The organism is Mesorhizobium newzealandense, from assembly GCF_042682145.1.
Lineage (GTDB): Bacteria > Pseudomonadota > Alphaproteobacteria > Rhizobiales > Rhizobiaceae > Mesorhizobium > Mesorhizobium newzealandense.
The window spans coordinates 35,045-48,809 of the sequence record NZ_JBHUGZ010000018.1 but is presented as its reverse complement, the minus strand read 5'-3'; the positions used below and the strand labels follow the sequence as shown (position 1 = coordinate 48,809).

The following is a 13,765-nucleotide window of genomic DNA, read 5'->3' as shown; positions in this document are numbered from 1 at the left end:
AGTTCAGCGGTTCTTGCCGGGAACCCATAGCACGTCGGCATTTCCATTGTCATTGACCGCCCGGGCGGCGACAAACAGGAAATCCGAGACGCGGTTGATGTATTTCAGCCCGTCGCGGTTGACGTGCTCGCTAGGGTCCTGGGCCAGGGCCACCATCAGCCGTTCGGCCCGCCGCGCCACGGTGCGGGCGAGATGCAGGGCGGCGGCCGCCGGCGTGCCGCCGTTCAGCACGAAGGATCTGAGCGGCTGAAGGTCCTTGTTGAGCAGGTCGATATCCTTTTCGATCCGGTCGGTCTGGGTGGCGATGATGCGTAGCGGCTCATAGCCGAGCGGTTTGCCGTCATCGGGCACGGCGAGGTCGGCGCCGAGGTCGAAGAGATCGTTCTGGATGCGGGAAAGCATGGCGTCGATCGCCGGGTGAGTTGTCGCGGTGTGGACCCGAGCGATGCCGATGCAGGCATTGGCTTCGTCAACCGTGCCATAGGCGTCGACCCGCAGATCGGACTTCAGCCGCCGTTCGCCGGTGCCGAGACCCGTGGTGCCATCATCGCCGGTGCGGGTGTAGATCTTGTTGAGCTTGACCACGTCGCCTCCCCAGCCGCCGATATCCTCACTTGCGGGTGAAATACACCGCCAGCAGGATCAGCACCAGCGCCACGGCCTGCAGCAGAACACGCGCCTGCATCAGCTTGTTCGACGTGACGCCGGAACCGCCACGCATCATGTTGATGAGACCGCGGACGAGCACGATCACGACAGCGACCATGACCAGAACGGCGAGGATGTTGAAGACGGTTGCCATGGTGTGTTCCCAAGTTCGGTTGGTTCAGGCGCGTTTGGCAAGGAAGCGGTAGAGCATCGATGCGGGCAGGATGCGTTTGAGCACCGCACCGATCCTGGCCGGCACTGTTACCACATAGTGCGGGCGCGGGCGCCGCGACAGAAGTGCATGGCGAAGCGCCGCATGAACCACTTCCGGGCCAGGTTTCAGCTTCGATTGGCTGCCGCCGGCCCGCAGCCTTTCCAGTTGCGCCGCATAGTCGATGCGGTGGACCGAGTTCTCGTGATCGATGTTCTTCAGGAACCACGGAAGCGCATTGCTGGCGATTTTCGACGTTACCGGCCCGGGCTCGATCAGCGAGACATGGATGCCACTGCCTTGGAGTTCCTGATGCAGGCACAGCATCAGGCCTTCCAGCGCGTGTTTCGAGGCCGAATAGGCGCCGCGAAAGCGCACCGGGGCGAGACCAAGGATCGACGAGCAGTGGACGATGCGGCCATGGCCCTGGCGGCGCATCACCGGCACCAGCCGGCGGGTGAGGTCATGCCAGCCAAAGAAATTCGCCTCGAACTGCGCCTTGAGCGCTGCCACCGGCAGATCCTCGACGGCGCCGGGTTGAGCGTAAGCGCCATTGTTGAACAGGGCGTCGAGCCGGCCGCCGGTGCGATCGAGCACTCCCGTCACCAGGGCGGCGATGGAGTCTGGTTGGGTATAGTCGAGGTAGAAAGCCTCGATGCCGTCAGCCTCGAGTGCGGCGATGTCGTCGGGTTTTCGCGCCGTCGCGAACACCCGCCAGCCTTCGGCCTTCAACGCTCGCGCGCAATAGGCGCCTATTCCCGAAGATGCGCCGGTGACGATGATCGAGCGCAACTCTTCCGCTGGAGAATTCATGGTTTGACGAAGGGTTGCCATTTGCCGCATTCCCTTCCCATATTCGCGGCGTCGAGACAATCGAAGGGAGCGCGGGTTCTTGCTGCGGAATATTGTCGCCCTGCGCCGCGTGCTCTACGACGCACTTGGCCATTTCAACACCGATGACGGTTGGGCGATGGCCAGCCATCTGGCGATCACGTCGCTGATGGCGCTGTTTCCGTTCCTGATTTTCGCCACGACGCTGGCGAGCTTCCTCGGTGCCCAGGCCTTTGCCGACACGGCCGTGCATCTGGTCTTCGACACCTGGCCCGAGCAGATCGCCAAGCCGATCGCGCGCGAAGTGCTCAATGTGCTGACCGTCAGGCGTACCGACCTGTTGACCTACGGCGTGCTGCTTGCCGCCTACTTTGCCTCGAATGGCATCGAGGCGCTGCGCACCTCGCTCAACCGAGCCTATCGAGTCTCGGAAACGCGCGGCATCATCTACCGTCGGGTGCAGAGCATCATCTTCGTGCTGATCGCGACGGCCGGTTTCCTGGCGATCAGCGTGCTCCTGGTGTTCGCGCCGCTGCTGGCGCGTCTGGCCGAAGCCCATATCGAAGGGATCAAGCCCTATATGGGCACGATCACGCTATGGCGTTATGTCATCGCCTCGGTGGTCATTGTCGGCGGATTGTTTGCCGTGCATTTCTGGCTGCCGGCGGGCAAGCGCCGCTTCGTCTCGCTGGTGCCGGGCATCATCTTCACGCTGGCGGCATGGCTTATCGGTTCGACCATCTTCGCCACCTATCTCGATCACTTCTCGTCTTATGTGACGACCTATGCAGGCCTCGCCTCGATCATGATCGCGGTGGTCTTCCTCTACATGGTCTCGGCGATCTTCATCCTCGGCGGCGAGCTCAATGCCGCGATCAGCCGTTACCTGGAGGCACGCGCACGGGTCGGTTGAGATTGGTCGGCTGAGATTTGGTCGACCGAGCCGTTGCCAGGCCAACGCCGAATGTCGTTATCGCCATGCCGGCAATCTGCAGCGCATTGAGTTGCTCGTCGAACAAGGCCCAGGCGATGACGGCCGTCACCGCCGGCACCAGGTAAAACAGCGACGCCACTTTCGACATCTCGCCGTCACGGATCATCACCATCAGCAGGAAGATGGCGCCGAGCGACAGCACCAGCACCAGCCAGGCCATGGCGAAGATCAGCTCGCCGTTGATGACGACCGTGTGTGTCTCGAAGGCGAGCGCGGCGAGGATCATCAAAGCGGCGCCGCCGACATATTGCCACATGGTTGCCGCGACGAGGTCGCCGCCGGAGGCGAAACGCTTCTGCCAGATGGTACCGGCACTCATGCCGAGCACCGAGACCAGAGATGCGGCCAATGTCGCTGCCGTCACGCCGCCGCCGAGCGCGCCGAGCTTTGGCCACAGCACGATGACGATGCCAATGAGACCGATGCCAAGACCGACCCAGTGGCGCGGCAGGATCGCCTCGCCGAGAAACTTGCCGGCAAGCACCGCCGTAATCAGCGGCTGCAGGCCGACGATCAGGGCCGAAAATCCGGCCGGCATGCCTCTGTGGATGGCCCAGAAGACGGCGCCGAGATAGACGCCATGCATCAGGATGCCCGCGCCGGTGGCGTGCAGCGCTTCAGTGCGGGTGGCTCTTTTCGAACCCAGCACGAGCATCAGGACGGCGAGCAGGATGGCGGCCAGGACGAAACGCGCGGCGAGGAAGGTGAACGGCTCCGCCCATGGCATGGCGTAGCGCGCGCCGATGAAGCCGGTCGCCCACAGGACAACGAAGGTGGCGGGGATGAACCGCTTGATGCTGTGCATGTTCCGGAGACCGCCGCGCTGGGGAAGAATTGACCGTGGCGATGCTCTAATGCGGTTCAAGCCGGCGCGCAAAACGAAACGATTGATCCATGCATCACCGGAATTCAACGGCCAACGGATTCGGCAGGCAATTCTCAGACTTCGCCGGCTCAGAGCCCGACCATCCGCCTGATGTCGTCAGGTGACGCGCCAGCGCCGCGCAGCTTGGCAAGGCCAGTGTCGCCGAGGCTCTTCGACAGCTTTCGTCCGTCCGGCCCAAGAATGAGGCGATGATGGAAATAGGCCGGCTGCGGCAGCCCGAGGAGATCCTGCAGCAGGCGCTGGACGCCGGTGGCGGAAAACAGGTCCTGGCCGCGCACGACATGGCTGACGCCTTGCAGCGCATCGTCCATGACGACGGCGAGATGATAACTGGTCGGGATATCGCGGCGCGCCACGATCACGTCGCCCCAATCCTGCGGACGGGCTTCGACGGGGCGCGTCGCAAGGAGCGTCTCATCGACGAATTCGGTCCATGACAGATCCTTGCCGACACGCGCCCTGGCGGCATCGATGTCCAGCCGCCAGGCGAAAGGCGCATTCTCGGCGATCCTCCGCTTGCGTTCCTTCGCCGGCAGCGCCTTGTCGGCGGCGGGGTAGAGCGGCACGCCGTCGGGGTCGCGCGGCCAGTCGCGCCCGCGCTCCTCGCTGTCGGTGATGAAGGCGCGGATCTCGCCACGGCTCATGAAGGCGGGATAGACGAGCTCTTCCTCGATCAGCCGCTCGAGCATCGCTCGGTACTCGGCGAAATGCTCGGACTGGCGGCGTACCGGTTGTTCCCAGCCAAGCCCCAGCCATTTCAGATCGGCAAGCACGCCGGCCTCGAATTGCGGCGTGCAGCGCGTCGTGTCGATATCCTCGATGCGCAGCAGCAGGCGCCCGCCGGTGGCGTCAGCCAATTTCTGATTGAGAAGCGCCGAATAGGCGTGGCCTAGATGCAGGTCGCCATTGGGGCTGGGGGCGAAGCGGAATGTCAGGAGTGTCATCTCTCAGGCGGCAATCCTGTTTTGCGACGCTGCGCCAATTGCTACCTTGTCGAGGGTCAAGGAACAAGAAAGCATGCAACGCATCGCCACATCAGACGATATTGCCCGGGGCCTCGATGCGCTTTGCGTGATCGACCCGCGCCTGGAGAAGGTGCGCGGCATGGCCGGCGAGGTGCCGCTGCGGCTTTCCGAGCCGGGGTTTCGAAGCCTGGCCTCGATCGTCGTCTCGCAGCAAGTGTCCCGCGCCAGCGCCGACGCGATCTTCGGCCGGCTGACAAAGCTCGTCGATCCGCTGACGCCGCAGGCGATTCTCGCCGCCGGCGAAGACATGTTTCGCGAGGCCGGCCTGTCGCGGCCGAAGCAGCGTGGGCTGATTGCCATTGCCCAGGCGGTGTCCGACGGCCTCGACCTGCATCACCTCTGTTCGCTTGATGCCCAGGAGGCGATCGCGGCGATGACAGCGGTGGCCGGGATCGGCCCGTGGACGGCGGAAGTGTATCTTTTGTTTGCCGCCGGCCACCCCGACATTTTTCCGGCGCGCGACGTCGCCTTGCAGAGCGCGGTCGGCCACGCGCTCGGCATTGAGCCGCGTCCGCCGGAGAAAATACTGATCGCATTGGCCGAATCATGGAGCCCGTGGCGAGGTGTCGCATCGCGGCTTTTCTGGTCCTATTATCGCGAAACCAGGGGGCGGGACGCCGCGCCACCCGCCTGAATTCGCGAAAAGCATAAAAATCATGCTTTTTTGGCGCTTCAGCGACGCGACAATCCGCTTCACATCCCTGTCATGTCGGGCTTACAGTATCCGCGCCGATCGGTTCGAGAACTAGGAGGTAAACGAGGTGACGGTTGCCGTATCTCCGGATGGGCTTCCAGCGCTGGTGCTGAATGCGGATTACCGTCCGCTCAGCTATTACCCCTTGTCGCTCTGGTCCTGGCAGGACGCCATCAAGGCGGTGTTCCTCGACCGGGTGAACATCGTCGCCGAATACGAGCACGCGGTGTCCTCGCCGACCTTCTCGATGAAGCTGCCGAGCGTCGTCAGCCTGAAGGCCTATGTGAAGCCGTCCAGGCATCCGGCCTTCACCCGCTTCAACGTCTTCCTGCGAGACCGCTTCCAGTGCCAGTATTGCGGCACGCCTGAGGATCTGACCTTCGATCACGTCATCCCCCGCCATCGCGGTGGCGCGACGACGTGGGAGAATGTCGTTGCCGCCTGCTCGCCCTGCAACCTCAGGAAGGGCGGCATGATGCCGGCGCATGCCAAGATGTGGCCGCTGCAGAAACCGTTCCAGCCGACGGTGCACGATTTGCACAATAACGGCCGCCTGTTCCCGCCCAACCATCTGCATGAAAGCTGGATGGATTATCTGTACTGGGATGTCGAACTCGAACCCTGAGATCGTTCGAGAATTCGGGAGGCTGGCCGTCTGGAGCGATTGTCTGTGCTTCCGATGCTCACGCACCAAATGTCCGCTCCGCTTCGGTTCTCGACAATCACTCCATCCGACCCAGCCTGCCGAATTTTTGCGCGAACTCCGCGTCGCGCTGGTTCAGTCGAACTTTGCTCAGTCGCGGGTGAGAGCGCCGCGGAAGGCGACGGCGGCCAGGACAAGGCTGGCGATGGCGTTCCAGCCGGCCAGCGACAGGCCGAGGATGCGCAGCGCGGCCTTGTCGCAGGACGGTGGCACGAATTTGTCGAGCGCGTCGAGCACGCCCTTGCCACCGGTGTCGACCGGCCCGGCGCCCGCGGTGCAATCGGTCGGACCGGCCCACCACTGCCATTCGACGCCGGAGTGGTAGACGCCGAGATAGAGGCCATAGAGCATCAGCAGGCCGCCGACGGCCAGCAGGCCGCGCGTCAGCCATGCCGGTGCGTGCAGCATCGATGCAATCACCGCCAGCAGCATCAGCGGCGCGCCGATGTAATAGGGCGTGCGCTGTTCAAGGCAGAGATGGCAGGGGATGTAGCCGCCGATGTACTGGAAGCAGAGCGCGGAGCCGACGGTGGCGGCCATGGCGACCGCGAGAAACAAGGCCGTGCGCGTCCGCTGGCGTCCGGTGTCGGCATTCATGGTCGCTGTCATGGGTTTTCGTCCGTTGAGTTCGCCGCCGGCCCTTATCCATGTCGTTGTGCCAAAGCCGCTGGGCACTTTTGGGCGACATGGACTAGAACGCGTATTTGACGAGGATATAGAGCAAAATCAGGGCAGCCGCCGCAGCGCTGGCGATCAGGCCAAGGCGCCTTTCGATGAACTCGCGGATCGGCTCGCCATAACGGCGCAACAGCCAGGCCAGGAACAGAAAACGGCCGCCGCGCGCTACGATCGCCAGCACGATGAACAGCAGCAAATTGACGCCGATGACGCCTGACAGGATGGTCACCACCTTGATCGGCGGCAGATGGGCTGCGCCGGAGGTGATCAGCATCAGGATGATGAAGCCGACTCCCGCGCCTGCGCGCAGTGCCTCGAACTCGTCATACTTGCCGTAGAATTCGAGAATCGGCCTCGCCACCGCGTCATAGGCGTAGTGGCCGATGAACCAGCCGGCGATGCCGCCCAGCACCGAGGCGGCGGTGGCGATCAGCGCGTAGCGGTAGGCGCGATCCGGCCGCGACAGCGCCATCGGCAGATAGAGCACGTCGGCCGGCACAAGAAACACCGAACTTTCGACGAAAGCGATGAAGGCCAGCCACCATTCGGCGGATTTGCGTGCCGCCAGCGACAAGGTCCAGTCGTACAATCCGCGAAGCATCGGCACTCCTAATGCGTGTCGCCCAAAAGTGCGCAGCGGTTTCGGGACAACGGCATGCACAACACAAAACCCAAAGCGCGCGCCATCCATTCCGTCAGACGCGCCGCACTTTGATGCGCCGCCTGTCTAGAAAGATTTTCCGCGCTGCACAATGGCAGCGCCGTCGCGAAATCGAAAGGTGAAGTTTGGTCGCATCCGGGCCGTCGACAATTGGCCAGTTGACGAACAGGCCTCCGACCGTATAGTCCGCGCCCATCCAGGCCTCCCGGCCTGAGCCCCTATGGCGGAATTGGTAGACGCGCTCGACTCAAAATCGAGTTCCGCAAGGAGTGCTGGTTCGATTCCGGCTAGGGGCACCATCCCATTTTTCAGGCACTGAGTTTGTCAGTTCGCCTATCTTTGTCCCACTTTCTTCAACCCCCGCGCCTGTTTGCCCATCTATTAGGGTCGTCGCTTACGGCTTTTCCGGACTCAAGCGGACACACTCCGGCGTCGGACGGTGCGTTGCGCCACTTGCCGACCTCAGGACCTCCAAGCGCGAACGTCTGGTGCGATGCCGGATACAAAAGCACCGCCCCGGTGGCGTCAACCGGTTACACAGGGCAGGAAATATCTCCGACCTTCTGGGAGTGGCGTGTCAGTGTCCCCAGAGGCTGCGTGGGCGTGTCGCCGGTTGGCTGTTAGTGCGGCGACTGGACCGCTCCACGCCTCGCAAGCGGGATAGCGAAATCTCGTGAAGGCAAGGTCAAGCTGCGTTCTCCGTTCTGTATCGGCGACGGGCGGAGACTGGGAGAGATGGATACCATGCACGGGGGACGTCTGGACGTTGGCAGGACATCGAAGCGGGGCGGCCCGCGTTCGGGCGCTTGGCTGAGCGGTGCAACGACCACGCAGCGCCACCTCGCAGCGATCCTGGCTTGCGATGTGGTCGGCTATTCGCGCCTGACGGAGCGCGACGAGCGCGGCACGCTGGAGCGGCTGAAGATCTACCGCAAGGACCTCCTCGAACCGCTGGTCTCCGAGCACCAGGGTCGGATCGTCAAGCTCACCGGCGACGGCATCCTGTGCGAGTTCGCGAGCGTCGTTAACGCGGTGACCTCGGCGATGGCGATCCAGCAGGCCGTGGCAGAACACGAGGCGGAGACGCCCGAGGAAGAGCGGATTCACTTCCGCATCGGCGTCAATCTCGGCGACGTGGTCTGCGAGGAGGACGGCGACATCTACGGCGACGGGGTCAACATCGCCGCCCGCCTCGAAGGCGTCGCCGATCCCGGCACCGTGGTCGTCTCGGGCACCGCCTACGATCACCTTCAGGGCAAGCTCGACTGCGGCTTCACGCTGCTCGGCGACCTGCGCCTCAAGAACATCGAGCGGCCTGTGCGCGCCTACCGCGTCGAGACCGACGCCAGCGCCTCGATAGCTGCACCGCCTCCGTTGCCCGAGAAACCCTCGATCGCGGTTCTGCCTTTCACCAACATGAGCGGCGACCCCGACCAGGAATACTTCGCCGACGGGCTGGTGGAGGACATCATCACGGGATTGAGCCGGGTGAACTCCTTCTTCGTGATCGCGCGCAACTCGTCCTTCACCTACAAGGGCCGGGCGGTGGACCTGCGCCAGGTCGGGCGCGAGCTGGGCGTCCGCTACGTGCTCGAAGGCAGCATCCGCAGAGCAGGATCGCGGGTGCGCATCAGTGGGCAGCTAGTGGACGCGATCAGCGGACACCATGTCTGGACCGACCGCTTCGAGGGCGACGTGAGCGACATCTTCGAACTGCAGGACAAGGTGACCGAGAGCGTCGTCGGCGCTGTCGAGCCGAGCATCCGGCTGGAGCAGATCAAGCAAGCGCGCATGAAGCCGACCGACTACATCAGCGCCTACGACCTCTACCTTCGCGCGCTGCCGCGCTTCTACAGCATGACGCGCGAAGGCTTTGCCGACGTGCGCCGGCTCACCAACGAGGCGCTCAGCATCGACCCTGGCTTCAACCTGGCGAAGGCACTTGGCGCCTATATCCGCAGCCTATCCGTGAGCCAGTGCTGGCACGAGCCCGACGATACCCGAGTCGCCGCGCGCATGGCGCGCGAGGTCCTGGCGGAAGCGCGCGACGACCCCACGAGCCTACGCTTCGCCGCGCAGGTGATCGCCTACAGCGCGAAGGAATACGAGATGGCGCTGGGCACGATCGAACGATCCCTGCTTCTCAACCCCAATTCGGCGCAGGGCCATACGGGCTGCGGCTGGGTCAACGCACATTCCAGCCGCCCGCTCGTCGCGATCGAGCACTTTCACAGGGCGATGCGGCTGAGCCCGGTCGACCCCGAGAAGGGCATCGCGCTCTCCGGCATCGGGATGAGCTACCTGATGCTCGAGCGCTACGAGGAAGCGCTGGCATGGGGAGAACGCGCGCTGCACGAGATGCCGAACTACGGCTCCTCGCACCGGGTGGTGATCATGGCGCTGGTCAAACTCAACCGGCTGGACGAGGCGCAGGCGGCGGCGCGGCGGCTGATGGAGGCGTTCCCGACCTTCACGCTCACCCTGCAGAGACAGATCAACCCGTGGTTGGACAAGAAGTTCGCCGAACGCTACGTCGAGGCGCTGGGCATCTCCGGCGTGCCGGAGTGATCGTCGCGGTTGCAAGATGCCTTCTCCTGCGCGTCACGTCGGCCAGGCGACGTCCCTTCATCCCGCGTCGCTTCTGGAAGGATAGTTCTCGGGCCGGCTTGTCCGAGGACTGAGGGCGTAGAGCAGCCGTGAACCTCCGGTTTCCACCCTGTCCCACTTTCTTCAACCCGCGCGCCGCGAAGCGGCGGATTGCTTGAAATCAGCGCAGACTGCTGGCTGGCCTATTGCGCCCTCGGTTTCTTGGCTTGAGCGGCAATAGCGCAGAGGAAAGCCAATGCGGCAGCGTCGCATGCCGTCCGCGACGGTCCTTTGGCGAAAAGCACGGCGTCCGCAATTGGGATCGTTAGGCCGTACTTTCGCGCAAAAGAGGCAATTTCGTATGGCTGATCGTCAGATGGATGGCGGATGTCGAATTCCAAATCCATGTCTGCTTCCTCCCAGTTCGCGACCCTTCCACTCCTTGGCTCGATGCAAAATTAAACTACCGACGCATCGCGCGAGTCCAGCAATTGGAAATTGTGTAAAACGATACACTTTCCAACAGCGCCACCATCTCGTTGTTTTCGAGGATGCCGGCTTCGCCGTCGGGAAGCGTGTGACCGTTTGCTGGCCACTTCTCCGATTTAGGATAGCAGCCGGCAGAAAGGCGCGCTGGAGAGGCTCTCATCGGGGGGAACGCCGGTACGGTTTGGGGGGCTGAGTGCGCCAGGCGCCAACGGTGCCTGGCTCTCCGAGCCGGAAACCCTAATCCCTGATCGATGAAAAGCCCGCCACGGGAGCGACCTGCGGCGGGCCTTTGGAGCGGCTACATCCCTAAGGAATCGACCACTTGTAGCTATATTGTGAACTGCGTGATCGCGTTAGCCTATGGTGTGATCGCGGAAGCCTTGGCGAGAGCGCTGCCGCCGTCCGCATCGCTTTCCCAATGGCACCAAACTTTCATCTCCCGCAGCCAATCCATGGTTTGGGACCGGCCCTTACCGCCGTCCCAGCAAGCTCTTCATCCGGAGGCGCAGCAGGCGGGCCATGTTGCGGGTCTCGCGGTAGAGGTGCAGTTGCGAGGCGGCCTGACGGGTGAGGCGGTCGGCGTCCGGCGTCAGCCCGATCACCAGCGTGCCCATCGGCCTGCGCTCGGTCCATAGCCGGCTCATCACCGGATGGTCGGGCATGGCGCAGGAATCGGTCATCATGATGTTGGGATCGTCGAGATGCTGCCTGGTCACCTCGATCATCAGCAGCGTGCCCGGCGAATAGGCGGCCAGCGCCTCGTCATAGGCCGTCTTCCAGGTATAGGCGACGCCGGCTTCGACGAAGACGATCAGGCAGGCAATGGTGCGGCCGTCGAGCGTCAGCGAATGGATGCGGCACATGTCCTGTTCGGCCAGCCGGTGCACGGCTTCGCGGGCGAAGGCAGCGCGGTAGCGGTCGATCGCCATGGCGGTGCGCTCGCGGCCTTTCCAGCCGGCCGCTTCCAGCGTCAGGAAGCTCTCGATCGCATGGCGGATGTCTTCAGGCCCGCGCGCCACCACATGCTCGAGTTTGCCGAGGTCGCCGAGGCGCCGCTTCAGGCGGCGGAACTCGCGGTAATGGTGCGAGCGCAGCGAGGCCTTCAGATACTCGTCCCCGTCGGCTTCGCTGTCCAGCGCCGGGCGCTGGGTCTGGCCGGTGGTGACCAGCATCAGGCCGCGCGTCTCGGCCACGGTGGCAAGCAGGCTCGCCAGCGGGCCATCGAGCCGGATGTCGGGCAGGACGAAGACTTTCGGCAGCTTGAGGTGCGGGCGCGACAGCATCGAGAAGAAATCCTCGACGACGCCGACCGGGTCGTCGCGGTCGACCAGCGGCGTGCCGAGCGGACCAAACGGGCTCGACCAGGTGCGCATGACCGGCACGCCGAGCGGTATCCCCGGCCGTTCCACCGAGAACGGCACCAGAAGCCGCAACCGGTTGCGGTATTCGTCGCCGTCGCGAATTACCGCCAGCCGCACCTCGCGATCCTCCAGCCGGGGCATGGCCGGCGCCAGGAAACGCGGGTTGAAGAACACGTTCGGCTCGACCGTGCGGGTGCAGAGATAGTCCAGTTCCTCGACCAGGTCGAAGCCGGCCGATGCCGGGTAGATGGCGAGTTTGCGCTCGGGCCGGTTGTTGGCGAGGATTTCGATATGGGCGGGATCCTCGTCGCGGGTCAGCCCGGCGAGGCCGGACACCATGGCGCCGGCCGTGCCACCGCTGGTTTCCTCAAGCAACGGGACGGCAGCCATCACGCGGCTCCTTTGGCAGGCACGAAGATCAGCATGACGATGCCGAGCTTGCGCCAGACCGTGAAGGACAGCGCGCAGGCTTCGAAGATCATCGCGAAGGCGGTGGCCATCGCCGCGCCCCACAGGCCGAAAAGCGGGATCAGCACCACGTTGAGGCCGATGTTGAAGGCCAGCGTCATGGCATAGACGGCGGCGCAGATGTTCTGGTTGCCGCTCATCGTCAACAGGCTCTCGCACGGACCGACGGCGGCGCGGGCCACGACGCCGAAGACGAGCAGGAACAGCAGCGGATAGCCGGATGCGAACTCGGGGCCGAACAGCACCAGCATAGGTTCGCCCAGCGCCAGCACCAGCAGCGCCATCAGCAGCGACGGCCAGAACGTCCACGACACCGTCTCGCGGGCGAAGGCGGCGAGCCTGTGCGGCTCGCCATGGGTGAACTGAGCATAGCGCTGGGCAACGCCGGCCTTGACGGCGAAGTAGACGAAATGCACCAGGGCCAGCGTCTTCACGGTGGCGAAATAGACGGCGACGTCGTTAGGATCCATATAGGCGCCGACCATCAGCACGTCGGCGTTGGTGAGCAGGAAGAAGAAGCTTTCGACCAGGAAGATCGGCAGCGACACGATGAACCACCGAGCGAAATGCACCTTGATCGGCCCGGCCGGAATCTGCTTTTCCATGCGCTGGGTGACACCGATGAGCTGACCGAGCGTGGTAACGTAGGTGGCGGCGATCGACGCGAAGATCGCGGTCCTCGCATCGGGCGCATAGCCGGCCAGCAGCATCAGCGCCATGAACAGCAGGATCAGCACCGGCCGCACCAGATAGGTCGGCGACAGGGCAAACAACGCCCAGCTGTTGGCGCGTGCCAGCCCGGACAGAAGGTCGGACATGGCAATCATCGGCAGGCAGATGACGCCGAGGATGAACGGTATCACGTAGTAGTTCTCGATCCAGGGTGCTGCCAGCCAGACGCCGAGTGCGCCCACTCCGGCGATGAGCGTGGAGGCGATCAGCACGAACAGCCGGCTGGTCAGCACGATGCCGCGCAGTTCGGCCAGCATGTTGCGTTCGCGGTATTCGGGAATGAAACGGATCACCGAGGTGTGGAAGCCGAGGCAGGCGAGGTTGCCTACGATGACCATCGTCACCCAGACGAGGACGAAAATGCCGTATTCGAACGAGCCCATCCAGCGCGCCATCAGCACCTGGCTGACGAAGGCGATGACGGCGCTGACGATGCGGATGGAGAAGGCGATGACCGACATGCGGCCGGCTTCGCCGCGCTCGTCGGCGGTGAACAGCACGGCGTCGATGAGGCCAAGCAACGGTCTCATGCGCAGCGCCAAACGCTGCGGCAAGAACCGCCCGGCTGTCGTGGCCGCGGAAAAGCGCACCCCGATTACTCTCCGTTTTCCGCCTCTTTTCAGGCTTTGGTGTATCGAAAACACATTAAGAAACGGTTGGGTGAGCCGCCGGTGCGCGGCACGCGCATTCGCCATGCCGGTGGCATGACGAATGGCGAGCGAACGCCGGGGAGTTGCCGGAGGCAACGGGCCCCTGGCCGGCGGGAGCGGTTCGCCATGCAGGTCGACGGCGAGATCG

14 protein-coding genes and 1 tRNA gene are annotated in these 13,765 nt (G+C 63.9%); 5 read left to right on the top strand and 10 right to left on the bottom strand.

The window, feature by feature from the left end; genetic code table 11:
- Nucleotides 1-3: 3 nt before the first annotated feature.
- From ACFSOZ_RS28065 to ACFSOZ_RS28055, 3 genes are read right to left on the bottom strand one after another with little or no spacing between them, the layout of a single operon-like run.
- A complete protein-coding gene (locus tag ACFSOZ_RS28065; protein ID WP_379103345.1) occupies nt 4-585 on the bottom strand; it encodes a cob(I)yrinic acid a,c-diamide adenosyltransferase in 582 nt (193 codons plus the stop codon).
- A gap of 25 nt (nt 586-610) precedes the next feature.
- Nucleotides 611-802 carry a twin transmembrane helix small protein gene (locus tag ACFSOZ_RS28060; protein WP_111544248.1) on the bottom strand — a complete coding sequence of 64 codons (192 nt, stop codon included), beginning with the start codon at nt 800-802 and terminating at the stop codon, nt 611-613.
- Nucleotides 803-826: 24 nt separating this feature from the next.
- Complete coding sequence (locus tag ACFSOZ_RS28055) at nt 827-1,693, bottom strand: SDR family oxidoreductase (RefSeq protein WP_379103343.1); 867 nt, start codon at nt 1,691-1,693, stop codon at nt 827-829.
- 58 nt (nt 1,694-1,751) lie between these two features.
- On the opposite strand from ACFSOZ_RS28055, the gene ACFSOZ_RS28050 reads away from it, so the two are divergent.
- The gene (locus tag ACFSOZ_RS28050) at nt 1,752-2,603 is read left to right on the top strand and encodes a YihY/virulence factor BrkB family protein (protein ID WP_379103341.1); all 852 of its coding nucleotides are present in this window, start codon (nt 1,752-1,754) and stop codon (nt 2,601-2,603) included.
- Here the strand turns inward: ACFSOZ_RS28050 and ACFSOZ_RS28045 are convergent.
- A complete protein-coding gene (locus ACFSOZ_RS28045) occupies nt 2,566-3,489 on the bottom strand; it encodes a DMT family transporter (RefSeq protein WP_379103339.1) in 924 nt (307 codons plus the stop codon). The two genes, ACFSOZ_RS28050 and ACFSOZ_RS28045, sit on opposite strands and share 38 nt — an antisense overlap.
- 149 nt (nt 3,490-3,638) lie before the next feature.
- Entirely contained in the window at nt 3,639-4,514 is an 876-nt protein-coding gene (gene gluQRS / locus ACFSOZ_RS28040; RefSeq protein ID WP_379103337.1) for a tRNA glutamyl-Q(34) synthetase GluQRS, read from the bottom strand.
- A 73-nt stretch (nt 4,515-4,587) separates the two neighbouring features.
- Here gluQRS and ACFSOZ_RS28035 point away from each other — a divergent pair, with 73 nt between their 5' ends.
- Entirely contained in the window at nt 4,588-5,229 is a 642-nt protein-coding gene (locus tag ACFSOZ_RS28035; protein WP_379103335.1) for a DNA-3-methyladenine glycosylase family protein, read from the top strand.
- A 127-nt stretch (nt 5,230-5,356) separates the two neighbouring features.
- On the top strand, nt 5,357-5,914 hold the full coding sequence (locus tag ACFSOZ_RS28030) for an HNH endonuclease (RefSeq protein WP_006328497.1): 558 nt from the start codon (nt 5,357-5,359) through the stop codon (nt 5,912-5,914).
- Between the two features lie 168 nt (nt 5,915-6,082).
- Here the strand turns inward: ACFSOZ_RS28030 and ACFSOZ_RS28025 are convergent, their stop codons facing one another.
- Together ACFSOZ_RS28025 and ACFSOZ_RS28020 are read right to left on the bottom strand one after the other, a co-directional pair.
- Entirely contained in the window at nt 6,083-6,601 is a 519-nt protein-coding gene (locus ACFSOZ_RS28025; RefSeq protein WP_379103332.1) for a disulfide bond formation protein B, read from the bottom strand.
- 82 nt (nt 6,602-6,683) lie between these two features.
- Nucleotides 6,684-7,271, bottom strand: a complete 588-nt coding sequence (locus ACFSOZ_RS28020) for a YqaA family protein (RefSeq protein ID WP_379103329.1) — start codon at nt 7,269-7,271, stop codon at nt 6,684-6,686.
- 274 nt (nt 7,272-7,545) lie between these two features.
- On the opposite strand from ACFSOZ_RS28020, the gene ACFSOZ_RS28015 reads away from it, so the two are divergent.
- Both ACFSOZ_RS28015 and ACFSOZ_RS28010 read left to right on the top strand, forming a co-directional pair.
- Nucleotides 7,546-7,630: transfer RNA gene (locus ACFSOZ_RS28015), tRNA-Leu, on the top strand.
- 436 nt (nt 7,631-8,066) lie between these two features.
- Complete coding sequence (locus tag ACFSOZ_RS28010; RefSeq protein WP_379103327.1) at nt 8,067-9,899, top strand: adenylate/guanylate cyclase domain-containing protein; 1,833 nt, start codon at nt 8,067-8,069, stop codon at nt 9,897-9,899.
- Nucleotides 9,900-10,120: 221 nt separating this feature from the next.
- On the opposite strand, the gene ACFSOZ_RS28005 is transcribed toward ACFSOZ_RS28010, so the two are convergent.
- From ACFSOZ_RS28005 to ACFSOZ_RS27995, 3 genes are all read right to left on the bottom strand, one after another.
- Entirely contained in the window at nt 10,121-10,324 is a 204-nt protein-coding gene (locus tag ACFSOZ_RS28005) for a hypothetical protein (protein ID WP_379103325.1), read from the bottom strand.
- A gap of 552 nt (nt 10,325-10,876) precedes the next feature.
- Nucleotides 10,877-12,157, bottom strand: a complete 1,281-nt coding sequence (locus ACFSOZ_RS28000) for a GNAT family N-acetyltransferase (RefSeq protein WP_379103322.1) — start codon at nt 12,155-12,157, stop codon at nt 10,877-10,879.
- The gene (locus ACFSOZ_RS27995) at nt 12,157-13,557 is read right to left on the bottom strand and encodes a lipopolysaccharide biosynthesis protein (protein WP_379103320.1); all 1,401 of its coding nucleotides are present in this window, start codon (nt 13,555-13,557) and stop codon (nt 12,157-12,159) included. The genes ACFSOZ_RS28000 and ACFSOZ_RS27995 overlap by 1 nt, the downstream gene beginning before the upstream one ends.
- Between the last annotated feature and the right edge of the window lie 208 nt (nt 13,558-13,765).

Bases quoted from the DNA above. Each gene is read 5' to 3' on its own strand.
- ACFSOZ_RS28060 (WP_111544248.1), bottom strand. From the start codon at position 802: ATGGCAACCGTCTTCAACATCCTCGCCGTTCTGGTCATGGTCGCTGTC.
- ACFSOZ_RS28055 (WP_379103343.1), bottom strand. From the start codon at position 1,693: ATGGCAACCCTTCGTCAAACCATGAATTCTCCAGCGGAAGAGTTGCGC.
- ACFSOZ_RS28045 (WP_379103339.1), bottom strand. From the start codon at position 3,489: ATGCACAGCATCAAGCGGTTCATCCCCGCCACCTTCGTTGTCCTGTGG.
- gluQRS (WP_379103337.1), bottom strand. From the start codon at position 4,514: ATGACACTCCTGACATTCCGCTTCGCCCCCAGCCCCAATGGCGACCTG.
- ACFSOZ_RS28035 (WP_379103335.1), top strand. From the start codon at position 4,588: ATGCAACGCATCGCCACATCAGACGATATTGCCCGGGGCCTCGATGCG.
- ACFSOZ_RS28025 (WP_379103332.1), bottom strand. From the start codon at position 6,601: ATGACAGCGACCATGAATGCCGACACCGGACGCCAGCGGACGCGCACG.
- ACFSOZ_RS28020 (WP_379103329.1), bottom strand. From the start codon at position 7,271: ATGCTTCGCGGATTGTACGACTGGACCTTGTCGCTGGCGGCACGCAAA.
- ACFSOZ_RS28010 (WP_379103327.1), top strand. From the start codon at position 8,067: ATGGATACCATGCACGGGGGACGTCTGGACGTTGGCAGGACATCGAAG.
- ACFSOZ_RS28005 (WP_379103325.1), bottom strand. From the start codon at position 10,324: ATGGATTTGGAATTCGACATCCGCCATCCATCTGACGATCAGCCATAC.
- ACFSOZ_RS28000 (WP_379103322.1), bottom strand. From the start codon at position 12,157: ATGGCTGCCGTCCCGTTGCTTGAGGAAACCAGCGGTGGCACGGCCGGC.